This window comes from Pseudomonas fluorescens group sp. (assembly GCF_020093335.1).
Taxonomy (GTDB): Bacteria; Pseudomonadota; Gammaproteobacteria; order Pseudomonadales; family Pseudomonadaceae; genus Aquipseudomonas; species Aquipseudomonas petroselini.
Map to the genome: position 1 here is coordinate 111,348 of NZ_JAIOKW010000011.1, position 12,541 is coordinate 123,888.

A 12,541-nucleotide genomic window follows, 5' to 3' on the forward strand; every position below is an offset into this window, starting at 1 on the left:
CGTGGCGCACTTTTTTATTGATCGACCGATTTTCGCTTGGGTCATTGCCATCGTGATCATGCTCGGTGGCAGTCTGTCCATCAGCCAGTTGCCGTTGGAGCAATACCCGGATATCGCGCCACCCACGGTGAAGATTTCCGCCACCTACACCGGGGCCTCGGCCAAGACCGTTGAAGACTCGGTGACCCAGGTCATCGAACAGCAGATGAAAGGCCTGGATAACCTGACCTATATGTCGGCCACCAGCAGTTCGGCAGGCAGTGCCAGCATCAGTTTGACCTTTACTGCCGGCACCGACCCGGACGTCGCCCAGATGCAGGTGCAGAACAAGCTGCAACAGGCCGAGTCGAGGCTGCCGCAGTCGGTACAAAGCGAAGGCCTGACCGTGACCAAGGGCGGCTCGGACTTCTTGATGATTGTCGCCCTGGCATCGGATGACCCCAGCGTCACCGGCACCCAGATAGGTGACTACATTTCCACCACCTTGCTCGATTCCATCAGCCGGATAGACGGCGTCGGCGATGTGCAGACGTTGGGCTCGGGCTACGCCATGCGCATCTGGCTGGACCCCGCCTTGCTGGAAAAGTATGCGTTGATGCCGTCGGACATCAGCAGCGCCCTGGAAGCGCAGAACACCGAAGTCTCGGCTGGACAGCTCGGCGGCTTGCCTGCGGTCAAGGGGCAGCAACTGAACGCTACGATCAGCGCCCGCAGCAAACTGCAGACTGTCGAAGCGTTTCGCGAGGTAGTGGTCAAGTCCAACAGCGACGGTGCCGTGGTACTGCTGGGCGATGTCGCGACCCTGGAACTGGGCAGTGAAAGCTACGACATCAGCACCGCCCTCAATGGCAAGCCCGCGGCGGCGATGGGCGTGCAATTGGCCGCCGGCGCCAACGCACTGAACGTCGGCAAGGCGGTCAAGGCCAAGCTCAAGGAGATGGAGCCCTTCTACCCGACGCAAATGCAGCTGAAAAACGTGATCGCCTACGACACCACGCCCTTTGTCAGCTTGTCCATCGAAGAGGTGGTCAAGGCTTTGGGCGAGGCTATCGTGCTGGTGGTGTTGATCATGTTCCTGTTCCTGCAGAGCCTGCGCGCCACGCTGATCCCGGCGATTACCGTGCCGGTGGTGCTGCTGGGCACGTTCGGCGTGCTGGCGCTGTTCGGCTACTCGATCAACACCTTGACCATGTTTGCCATGGTCCTGGCGATCGGCTTGCTTGTGGACGATGCCATCGTGGTGGTGGAAAACGTGGAGCGGCTGATGGGCGAGGGGCTGTCGCCCGTGGCGGCCACCCGTCAATCGATGCGTGAAATCAGTGGCGCACTGGTGGGGATCACCCTGGTGCTGAGTGCGGTATTTATCCCCATGGCGTTTTTCGGTGGTTCCACCGGGATCATCTATCGGCAGTTCTCCGTGACCATCGTCTCGGCCATGGTCCTCTCAGTACTGGTGGCGATGACCCTGACACCCGCGCTGTGCGCGTCGTTGCTCAAAGCCCGCAATGGCCAAGGGCATGGTGCTCAGCGTGGATTCTTCGGTTGGTTCAACCGCACCTTCGAGCGTGCCAGCGCCGGTTATGAGCGCTGGGTGGGCGGGGTGTTGCGGCGCTGGGCGCGCAGCCTGCTGCTGTATGGGCTGGTGCTGGGGGTCATGGCGGTGGGCTACGTCAGCCTGCCCACTTCATTTCTGCCGGACGAGGACCAAGGGATTCTGCTGGCGCAGATCCAGTTGCCGGTCGGCGCGACGGATAGCCGTACACAGGCGGTGATCAAGCAGTTCGAGGACTACATCCTGCAACAGCCCGAGGTCGAAGCGATGATCAGCATCAGCGGCTTGGGCATGGGCGGTAACAGCCAGAACACCGCACGGGCGTTTATCCGCCTCAAGGATTGGTCCGAACGCGGTGGCTCTGGTCAGGGTGCAGCCGCCATTGCCCAGCGGGCGACCCTGGCACTGTCCAGCATCGGCGATGCCGATGCGTTCGTCATGCAGCCGCCGACCGTGCGCGGCCTGGGCCAGAGCTCGGGCTTCGACCTGCAACTCAAGGACCTCGGTGGCCTGGGCCATGATGCGTTAGTGGCCGCCCGCGAACAGTTCCTTGAGCTGGCCAGGAAAGATCCTCGCTTGCTGGGCGTGCGCAGCAACGGCCTGGACGATGCACCGCAGCTCAAGGTCAGCATTGACGACCGCAAGGCCGGGGCCCTGAGCCTGAGTACCAGCGATATCAACACCACCTTGGCGACGGCGTTAGGCGGCACTTATGTAAACGACTTTCTCAACCAGGGCCGGGTGAAAAAGGTCTACGTACAGGGCCAGGCATCCTCGCGCATGCAGGCTGCGGATCTTGATCATTGGTTTGTGCGCAACAGTAACAATGAAATGGTGCCGTTCTCGTCCTTTGCCAACAGCACCTGGGGTTACGGCTCGCCGCTGCTGGAACGCTACAACGGTAACGCCTCCCTGGAAATCGTTGGCGATCCGGCGCCAGGGGTCAGCTCCGGCGATGCGATGGACGCAGTGGAGGCCATCGTCCGGCAATTGCCCCAGGGTATCGGCTACGAGTGGACCGGGCAGTCCTATCAGCTGCGATTGTCCGGGTCCCAGGCGCCGCTGCTCTATGGTATTTCCGTGTTGTTTGTATTCCTGTGCCTGGCCGCGCTCTACGAGAGTTGGTCGGTGCCGTTTTCGGTGATCCTGGTCGTGCCCCTGGGGGTCATCGGTGCGGTGTTGGCGACCCGTGTCGCCGGGCTGAGCAACGATGTGTATTTCCAGGTCGGGCTGTTGACCACCGTGGGCCTGGCCGCGAAAAACGCGATCCTGATCGTTGAGTTTGCCAAGCACTTGCAAGAGCAGGGCAACAGCGTGGTCGACGCGACGCTGATCGCGGTGCGCCAACGCCTGCGGCCGATCCTGATGACCTCCCTGGCCTTCATGTTCGGCGTATTGCCGCTGGCCTTGAGCACCGGTGCAGGCTCAGCCGGGCGCCAGGCCATTGGTACGGGGGTACTGGGCGGCATGTTCAGCGCCACGGTGCTGGGGATCTTCTTTGTACCGTTGTTTTTCGTGCTGGTCCGCCGTCGTTTCGGCCGCGTGCGCAGCGCTAATCAATCTGCTCCGACAGGTGATGCATGATCAAGTCACACTGGCCTCTGCTGGCCGCCATGGCCTTGGCTGGCTGCGTCAACCTGGCGCCGCAGTATGAGCGCCCTGAGGCCCCCGTCTCCGAGCAATGGTTGCCGGCGGCCCAACTGCCCAAAGGGCAAGTGGGGGCTGATATCCATTGGCAGCAATTTTTTACCGACCGCCGCCTGGCGCAGTTGCAGGCCTTGGCGCTGGCCAATAACCGCGACCTGCGCCTGGCCAGCCTGAATGTGGAAAAGGCCCAGGCGCAGTACCGCATCAAGCGCGCCGACCTGTTTCCCACTGTCGACGCGAGCGTCAGCGGCACCCATAGTCGTACGCCGGGGTCGTTGTCCAACACCGGCACGGCGGTCACCACGCACGATTACAGCGCTCAGTTGGGGCTGAGCAGCTATGAACTGGACGTGTTCGGCCGGGTTCGCAACCTCCGCGATGAGGCGCTGGAAGACTACCTGGCATTGACGGAAACCCGGCGCAGCACGCAAATCAGTCTGGTGGCGGAAGTTGCCACCGCCTGGCTGACCTTGGCCGCCGACAACGAACGGCTGCTGCTGGCCCAGGAAACCCTGACCAGCCAGTTGGCCACCTACGACCTGACCCAGCGCAGCTACACCTTGGGCGGCTCCTCCGCGTTGTCGGTGGCGCAAGCCCAGACCACCGTCGAATCGGCACGGGGCGATGCAGCGTCCTATGAGAGCCAGATCCTGCAGGACCGTAATGCCTTGCGCCTGCTGGTGGGCAGTGATCTGCCCGAGGCCCTCTTGCCGGGTACGCGCCTGGAGTCGTCGGCAGTGCTGGTGGACATTCCGGCAGGCCTGCCCTCCAGCCTGTTGCAACAACGCCCGGACGTGCTCTCGGCCGAGCATACGCTCAAGTCCGCCAACATCGATATTGGCGCGGCCCGTGCGGCGTTTTACCCGAGCATCACCCTGACCGCCAACGCCGGCTCGTCCAGCTCGGCATTGGCCGGCCTGTTCAAGTCCGGCAGCGGCGCCTGGACCTTCGCCCCGAGCATCAGCGTGCCGATTTTTGACGGGGGCAGTAACCGCGCAACCCTGGATTCGGCCAAAGTCGAACGTGAGATTCAGGTGCAGACCTATCAGCAAACCCTGCAGACCGCATTCCGCGAAGTGGCCGACGCGCTGGCGGTGCGCAGCACCCTGGATCGCCGAATCGCCGCGCAACAGGCGCTGACCGACGCCAGCCGTAAAAGCTTCGAACTCTCGGATGCCTTGTATCGGGGCGGCTCGCAAAGCTACCTCGAAGCCCTGGATGCGCAACGCTCGCTCTACAGCGCACAACAGGACCTGATCACTCTGCGCCTGACCGAGCAGAGTAACCGCATCACGTTATACAAAGTGCTGGGGGGCGGTTGGAATTAACGGCGCTGGCACACGCACACATCACCGCAGCGATGGAACGGCTTGCGCGGATCAAATCGGCTAGTTCATTCAACGGGGAATCAACATGTGTGCTTTTCGGTTCACTTTAAGCGGTTGCGTGCAGGTGCTGGGCTGCGCTTGTTTCATCATTATGTCACCGCTGTGCCTTGCGAATTCCGACGCGGCCCCGTGGGAAGGTATCAACCGGCCGATCTTCGCATTCAATGACGCACTGGATACCTATGCACTCAAACCCCTCGCCCAGGGCTATCAATTCATCACGCCCGGTGTTGTCCAGGAGAGCATTCATAATGTGTTCAACAACCTGGGGGAGGTCAAAAACCTGGCTAACGATGTCCTCCAGGTGAAGTTCCACAGTGCTGGCGTCGACACAAGCCGCTTTTTGCTCAACAGCACGATTGGCTTGGTGGGGTTGATCGACGTCGCGACCCCCATGGGGCTGCAGCGCAGTGACGAAGATTTCGGTCAAACCCTCGGTTACTGGGGGGTCAACAGCGGGCCTTACCTGGTGCTGCCGCTCCTGGGACCAAGCACACTGCGCGATGCGCCAGCCATCCTGCCCGACGCCTACGCCAATCCGGTTCGCTACATCGGCGACGTGCCTACGCGTAATAGCTTGTACGGCCTGGGCGTGATCGACGGACGGGCTCAATACCTGACAGCCGAGAAACTCATGACCGGCGATAAATACACGTTTATTCGAAGTGCCTATCTGCAAAGCCGAGCGTTCAAGATCAACGGCGCAACCGCAAAGGATGACTTTTGACCGGCGCGTGACGGCAGCATGTTCAGGCATGAGATCTGCCCGCCACAGCCGCCCATCAACGCCTCGGCGCGGATGGGCGGCGCCCCTGCGTTCGGTAGGTTATATATCGGCGAGCTGGACTTGATCACGACCACTTGATTTAGCACTGTACATGGCGCTGTCCGCACGCCGAACGAAAGCGTCAAATGATTCCGATGGAATCCACGTCGCGACGCCGAAGCTACACGTTACTTGACCGGCCTCCTCAAAGGGGAGGGCGCTGACGAGGGCTCGAAGCTTTTCCGCCAACAACGTCGTATCGTTCAGGTCGCTTCCAGGGCAGATCAATGCAAACTCCTCCCCACCCGTTCTGCACAGAAGATCGGTTTTGCGTATTGCCGAACGTAGTCGCACACACAATGACTTCAGTACGCTATCAACGCACTGATGCCCCTTGAGGTCGTTGATGCGTTTGAAGTGATCGACGTCGAACATGATCAGCGATAAGGGGCTGTGTTGCGCGTCAGCCTCAACGAGCAGGCGTTCCATCAACGCTTCGAAGTGCCGGCGGTTATACACGTCCGTCAGGTGGTCGGTAATGTTCAACAAGCGCAAGTCTTGCGTGCGCTCATCAACCAGAGAGAGCGCGCGCGCACGCTGTGTGATCAGCATGTACACCATGAGCGTCATCAGCAGCGTCAATCCTGCTCCAAACGCGACGATCAGACTGACAAGCGCTGCGTGACTGTTAGAGCTCAAAAATATCGAGCTTGGCCGAAACTGCATCGAGTAGTGCTGGTCGGCTACTTTCAACACGCGTTGAGCGTAAAGCGCCGAAGGGGCGGCCGGCGATAAGCTCTGATAAAAGATGTCGTTCGGATGCGGCGTGTCGATCAATGACAGGGTCACGTTCAGTCGTTGCAGACTGGGTAACGGAATGCCATGTTCCATCAAGGACGCCAAGCGTATCGTCGAGACGATGAACCCCTGCAAACCATCATCGTTCAGTGAGGCCGCCGAGGACTCCTTGAAAACAGGCGCGACAAAGAAAAACCCGGTATGGCCACTGGTCATTTTCAACGGCGCCGACACGACCAGCCGGTGTGTTTCTCGTGCCTTTCTCAACAAGGCCTCGCGATCCGGGCTGGCGAGCACATCCATGCCCGGTGTTATCTTCACGTCATTGCGCTTGCACAAGTAGAGCAAGATCATGTGCTCCGGACGGCTGGTGAGGGGGGCTTCGGTCTGGGTCGTGGGATCAATCTCATGATACGAAAAGTCACTCGTACCATTGAGTAGCGCTTTTTCGCGAAACGTTTGTAGATCCTGCTCGAGAATCCTCGGTACCCAGCCGTACGTTTCACCCTCTTCGACGAGAGGCGTGACAAACCCCATGAACTCCTTTTCCGTGACATCGTCGGCGTTGATGAAGAAACGCCTGACGGTGTCCAACTTCAAGTCCTGGAAAGTAAAGCGTCGCTGCAGGCGACTGAATCGCTCGTCAACCTCCAGTTGGAACGCAACGCTGACAGTGCGCTGCTCCGACCCGACGAAAAGTATCAGTACCAAGGTCGTGATGGCCACCCCAGCCAGGCACACGAGAACACAAAGGGATACGTCGGATGCTTTGAGGGCGCTCATACGAAAGGACATCATTTCGTGTTCCTTACTCATCGCCAAAAACAACCTGCAGCCACCGGGTGCGCTTTTTCGATTATCGGCACGCCTGCCAACATCTTTAAAGATTAGGCGATGAAATATTCGCTGTCACCGCAAGTGATAGGGCTACTCGGCCAGCCGGTTTTTGCCGAGCACGTTGCTTCTCCGCCAACGGCTGATCCGCACCGTGAGGAACCGCCTGGCCTGGTCGATGCGCCCACTCCAACCCTGCCGGTTGTGCGGTTGCCCCCTGCATGAGCTAGAACTCGGTCACGACGGTTACGCCGGCGGTCTCGAAGCGATCCATGTTCATCAACGCGTCGATGGACTGCTCCAGGCTGATGGTTTTACCCACGAGTTTTTCCGGCGCCAGTTTTCCGGAGGTGATCATCTGGATCATGGCGTCATAACGATGTGCTTGCATGCCATGGCTGCCATAGATCTCAAGCTCGTGCGCGATGACCTTGCTCATGGGGATCGCCGGCGTGGCGTGGTCGGCGAGCATCAGGCCCACCTGGACGTGCTTGCCTCGACGGCGCAGGTTGTTGATGGAGTTGAAGCACGTGGTGGGATGGCCCAATGCATCCAGCGATACGTGGGCGCCCCCCTGGGTGATGTCCAGCACGGCTTCGGTGACGTCCGCAACGCTGTGTGCGTTCACGGTTGCAACGGCGCCGAGCGCGCGAGCCAGTTCGAGTTTTTCCGGCGAAATATCGATGGCGATGACATTCGCGCCGAGGGCCTGGGCGATCATCACGGCGGACAGGCCCACGCCTCCGCAGCCATGCACCGCCACCCACTGTCCGGCGCTGACGTTGCCTTGGTCAACGACGGCGCGAAATGAAGTCGCGAAGCGGCAGCCCAGGCTCGCAGCGGTAGCAAAGTCCATGCTCTCCGGAAGCGCGACGAGGTTCAAGTCGGCCTGGTGTATACCGACGTACTCCGCAAACGACCCCCAATGAGTGAAGCCCGGTTGAAACTGCGTAGTGCAGACTTGCTGGTTACCGCTGTTGCACTCGGGACACGCGCCACATCCGCCGACAAAGGGCACCGTTACACGGTCGCCGACCTTCCACCGGGTGATGTCCCTGCCAACCTCCGTCACGATGCCGGCAAGCTCATGCCCGGGAACATGCGGCAGTTGGATGTCCGGATCATGCCCCTTCCAACCGTGCCAGTCGCTGCGGCAGACGCCCGTGCCCCGCACCTGTACGACCACACCGTGACGCTCCGGCGTCGGGTCTTCGACGTTCATCAGGCGCGGCGGTTGGGAAAAGGCTTCATAGACAACTGCTTTCATGAAAGTCACCTCTGCTTGGGATAGACACGACGCTGTATTGGATGGGTTTCCAGTGCCGGGCGGCTCGAATCAGTGCTGATCCATTATGTGCGAATGCCTTGAAATTGCTTTTCAGATTGCAGTTGATAGTGGGCGCTGAATGAAATTAATCTTCGTAAGCCGGCACATAATTGAAAGGATCAACCATGCTTGAGCGTCTGGATAAGGTGGATATTGCAATCTCGGAGCGACTGCAGCGAGATGGGCGACTCTCGAATGTCAAGTTGGCGGAGCAACTTTCCCTCAGCGAAGCATCGTGTTGGCGTAAACAGAAACGCCTGGAGGAGTGCGGCGTGATCGAGGGGTATCAAGCCATCCTGAATCGCAGGAAACTGGGCCTGGGGGTGATGGCTTTCGTGCAGATCTCCTGCAGTGATCACAGTGAAGAAGCCACGGAAAAGTTTGAGAAAATCATAGCGTCGGCGCCGCAGGTGCTCAGTTGTCACAATACAACCGGCGAGGCGGATTTTTTACTTCAAATCGTCGCAAGCGATTTGGACAGCTACAGCAGATTCGTTGAAAAGGTGCTGAGAAAGCTCCCGGGCGTATTGAGTATCCGCTCGAACCTGTCACTGCGAGAAATGAAGACCACCCATCGTTTTCCAGTGGCCGAGCTCCTGAGTATATGAGGACCTTGAATCAGGGCGGCGGCCCGTTTGCCGGGCCCGGTCCGGGCGCTGCCTACTTGGCTCTCGGCAGGGCCTTTATCGCCTGGACGACCGCATTGACGATGGCCTGGGCGATGATCCCTTTGCGCCGCAATTGAGGGGCTTCGCGCTCAAAAAGCTGACGATTGGGCGCGGTTGTCGCTGGCCGTTTCCCGGAACAGTCGTGGTGACATACCGAATGTCGATTTGAAGTGCCGGCTGAAATGTGAACTGCTGCCATAGCCCCAGGCATAGGCAATCTCGGTGAGTGAGCGATGCGTTTGTTCGCGGTTACGCAGGTCCTCGGCGCAACGGGACAACCGACGCTGCCAGATATACTCGCTGACGCTGCAGCCCAATTCATCCTGAAAGGCCCGGTGCAAGCTGCGCACCGAGCACTGTTCGGCATTGGCGATGCGCTCGATGCTGAGGTCGCGGTCGGCCAGGTGGCGCTCGATATAGGCCTTGAGGCGATTCTGTTTGAAGAAACGGAAGTCGTGGTCCAGTTGCTTTTCATCCTGCTTGTTCTTCAAGGCATTGTTCAGCAACCCGGCGATGCTGTCGCCGATTAGCCCGGCCGACTGGCTGTTTAGCAAGGGGTATTGATGGTAAGCGTCGCTGATCAGGTGCATCAGCATGCGCCCCAGCCCGTTGCGGCCACTCAAATGCATGTCGCCGGTCTGCGTCAGTTGCCCGGCGGCGCCCTGGAACAGCAGGATAAAGTGTTCGCAACCCTGGGTACTGGTGACGCTGAAGGGCTTGCCACAATCGACCAGGAGCATGTCGTCCGGTGCGACGGTACTGCTTTGCTGGCCTTGCTCGAAGTGACTGACACCGGCGACTTGCAGGATCAACATACGCGGCGTGTCGACGACATCGAGCGCTTTGCTCAAGTGGCGTGAATAGCGATGGGCACTGGCGGTCATGCGGCAGAAACGCAGTTGGCCCAGGTCGCCGTATTCCAGCCGCCCCTGGAAGTTACCGTTGTGCAACGGGTCGATGTGAGTGGCTTCCAGGCGCTTTATATACTCCGGCGTGCGGCCCAGGTGGTCGCTCATGAACTCTTTCCACTTCATCAGCCGGTCAGAGCGAACGACCTGTTCGGTGGACACACAGGCTAGGTTATTCATAGGTTTCGCCTTCTGTCTTTTTGTTATGGCTGAAGGGGCAAGGAGGGCGCCTTGCCCAATTCTGACATGCGATCAGAACGGGTAGCGATGGCTCCCGGCTTGCCAGGTGACCCAATGTGCCCGGGTAAATTCATCCAGGGCATAGTGACCGTTAAACCGCCCGAGGCCAGAGTTCTTCTCGCCACCGAACGGTGCATTGGGTTGGTCATCGACGGTGATGTCGTTGATATGGGTCATGCCCGCCACGATGCCACGCGCAAAACCGAGGCCGCGTGCCATGTCCCGGGTGAACACGGCACTGGATAGACCGTATTCGCTTGCGTTGGCCAATTCCAGGGCGTGGGCCTGATTGTGTGCAATCATCAATGGCAATAACGGGCCGAAGGTTTCATCGCGGGCCAATGCCTGGTCGGGGCCTACATCGCCGAGGACATGGGCGGGCAGCACCAGCCCCTGCGCCTGGCCGCCGCACAGTTGCTTGAGGCCGGCACGCTCGGCAGCGTCGATCTTCCCCAGCAGGCCATCGAGCTGGCTCTGGTTCACCACCGGCCCGATCACCGTATCGGCCTTGGCCGGGTCACCGGTCTTGAGGTTGCGCACGCGCTCGACCACCAGCGCGGCGAAGTCGGCATACAGCGAACGATCGACAATGACGCGGTTGACGCTCATGCATATCTGACCCTGATGCAGGAATCGCCCGACCACGGCGGCATGCGCCGCGATCTCGATGTCCGCATCGTCCAAGACCACCAGCGGTGCGTTGCCGCCCAGTTCCAGCGCCACGCGCTTGATGTGCTTGCCACCGGTGGCGATGCGTCCGACGTTGCGGCCCACGTCGGTGGAGCCGGTGAAGGAGATCAGGCTGGGTATCGGGTGTTCGACGAATGCATCGCCAATCTCCGAGCCCGCGCCGACCACCACATTCAGTGAACCTGCGGGGAACCCGGCCTCTTCGAACAAATGGGCAATCAGCAGGCCGCCGGTGACCGCCGTGTCACTGGCGGGCTTGAGCACCACGGTATTGCCCAGCGCCAGGGCCGGTACCACCGAGCGCATGCTCAGGTACAGCGGGAAGTTCCAGGGGCTGATGACACCGACCACTCCCAGCGGCTCGCGAAACACGAAGCTCTGCTCGCCAGGCTTGTAGCTGCTCAGGATCCGCCCCTCAACCTGCATTGGCAGCGTTGCGCACTCGCGAACCAGGTTGAGGGTGAACTGCCATTCCATCCCCGCCTTGATACGGGTACTGCCGGACTCACGGATCAGCCAATCAATGATTTCTTCGCTGCGGTCCTGGATGACCTGGGCGAGTTTTTCCAGCTGCGCACCGCGCTGTGTCGGGTGCAGTGCTGCCCAGTCGATCTGTGCGCGCTGGGCAGCCTGGTACGCGTCCTCCAGGTCGGCCACCGAGGCCAGGGGCATCTCCAGCAAGCATTCGCCGTTGAACGGGTTACGGTCATCGAGGCGTCGTGCCGAACGACCTGTGCGCCAGGTGCCGTTGATGTATTGGTCGCCGCTGATGGCGTAGGTCGCGAAGGTTGGAATTGTCATTGTTTTACCTTGGGCAGGTAGCCGCGTTGATTGAGGGTAGATGAGGGCAGACCCTTTGGAATGTGTCTTTTCAGCTGCGGATCCAGGCGCGTCCCCAGGAGTTGAGGGTGTATTCCTCTTGGGGCCAGACGCCTGGCGCGCGGCTGGCTTCGGTGATTTCCAGCTCCGCCGAGAACTCCAGGCGATTGCGATCGGCATCGACCACCATGAAGAACAGGTTATTGCCCGGACCGTGGCGACCCGGGCCAAAGAACAACGTAATCCGCTCCTTGGCGAAGCGGTCGCCCCAGTCACGAATGTCATTCCACTCGTTGGTTTCGTAACAGTGATGATCCCATTCGTTTTTCGAACCGCGGAAAAACGCCAGCGAGTGGTGCTCGTCGTCTGAACGCAGGAAGCAGGTCGTGAGCTGGCCGCTCTGCTCATCGACGACATTGTCCGAGACCGTGAACCCCACCGTGTTGACGTAGAAGTCGATCATCGCTTCCAGCTCCGTGGTCTGGAACACCACATGCTGCAGGCGACCCGGCATGCCCTTGCGGTCGGTGGTGACGGCGCCACGAGACACGCCAAACACGGTCTGCCGGCCCTGGGGGTCACGGATTTGAAAGGCGCCGGCTTCCAGCAGCGGCGAGTCGAGCGCTTCGACGCTACAACCCTTGCCCACCAGGTGCGTGCGCAGTTCGCTCAAGCGCGCTTGGCTGCCCAGGTCGTAGGCGGCCGCGAGCAGGCCGCTGTGATCGGCGGGCGAGATCAGCATGGCCCGTTGCGGCCCTTGGAGCAGCCAGCTGCCGTCTGCCTGCGCCAGGCCCTCCATGTCCAGCAGGCGCCGATAGAAGTCAACTTGCTGGTGGGGCGCTTTGCTCGCCAGGTGTAAGTAGCACAGGCGTGCGGGGGTAGAAGTCTGCAAGGTTTGCATAAA

At 60.3% G+C, this 12,541-nt stretch carries 9 protein-coding genes; 4 read left to right on the plus strand and 5 right to left on the minus strand.

Going from position 1 to position 12,541, the window contains the following annotated elements; translation table 11 throughout:
- Position 1: 1 nt before the first annotated feature.
- From K7431_RS14650 to K7431_RS14660, 3 genes are all read left to right on the plus strand, one after another.
- Positions 2 to 3,136, plus strand: a complete 3,135-nt coding sequence (locus K7431_RS14650; RefSeq protein WP_015884910.1) for an efflux RND transporter permease subunit — start codon at positions 2 to 4, stop codon at positions 3,134 to 3,136.
- Positions 3,133 to 4,527 (plus strand): efflux transporter outer membrane subunit, encoded by a 1,395-nt coding sequence (locus K7431_RS14655; RefSeq protein WP_015884909.1) that lies wholly within the window; start codon positions 3,133 to 3,135, stop codon positions 4,525 to 4,527. Before K7431_RS14650 ends, K7431_RS14655 begins: the two co-directional genes overlap by 4 nt.
- Before the next feature lie 85 nt (positions 4,528 to 4,612).
- Positions 4,613 to 5,314: an MlaA family lipoprotein gene (locus tag K7431_RS14660; RefSeq protein WP_015884908.1), complete on the plus strand. Its 702-nt coding sequence runs from the start codon at positions 4,613 to 4,615 to the stop codon at positions 5,312 to 5,314.
- Positions 5,315 to 5,413: 99 nt separating this feature from the next.
- On the opposite strand, the gene K7431_RS14665 is transcribed toward K7431_RS14660, so the two are convergent.
- A complete protein-coding gene (locus tag K7431_RS14665; RefSeq protein WP_224265934.1) occupies positions 5,414 to 6,946 on the minus strand; it encodes a sensor domain-containing diguanylate cyclase in 1,533 nt (510 codons plus the stop codon).
- Between the two features lie 265 nt (positions 6,947 to 7,211).
- Positions 7,212 to 8,252, minus strand: coding sequence for a zinc-dependent alcohol dehydrogenase family protein (locus tag K7431_RS14670; RefSeq protein ID WP_043205628.1), 1,041 nt, complete (start codon positions 8,250 to 8,252; stop codon positions 7,212 to 7,214).
- A gap of 185 nt (positions 8,253 to 8,437) precedes the next feature.
- Between K7431_RS14670 and K7431_RS14675 the strand changes: the two genes are divergently transcribed.
- Positions 8,438 to 8,920 (plus strand): Lrp/AsnC family transcriptional regulator, encoded by a 483-nt coding sequence (locus K7431_RS14675; protein ID WP_015884905.1) that lies wholly within the window; start codon positions 8,438 to 8,440, stop codon positions 8,918 to 8,920.
- 149 nt (positions 8,921 to 9,069) lie between these two features.
- On the opposite strand, the gene K7431_RS14680 is transcribed toward K7431_RS14675, so the two are convergent.
- From K7431_RS14680 to K7431_RS14690, 3 genes are all read right to left on the minus strand, one after another.
- Positions 9,070 to 10,068 (minus strand): helix-turn-helix domain-containing protein, encoded by a 999-nt coding sequence (locus K7431_RS14680; protein WP_015884904.1) that lies wholly within the window; start codon positions 10,066 to 10,068, stop codon positions 9,070 to 9,072.
- Positions 10,069 to 10,140: 72 nt separating this feature from the next.
- A complete protein-coding gene (locus K7431_RS14685; RefSeq protein ID WP_015884903.1) occupies positions 10,141 to 11,619 on the minus strand; it encodes an aldehyde dehydrogenase family protein in 1,479 nt (492 codons plus the stop codon).
- 70 nt (positions 11,620 to 11,689) lie between these two features.
- Positions 11,690 to 12,538 (minus strand): VOC family protein, encoded by an 849-nt coding sequence (locus K7431_RS14690; RefSeq protein ID WP_043205627.1) that lies wholly within the window; start codon positions 12,536 to 12,538, stop codon positions 11,690 to 11,692.
- Positions 12,539 to 12,541 lie beyond the last annotated feature (3 nt).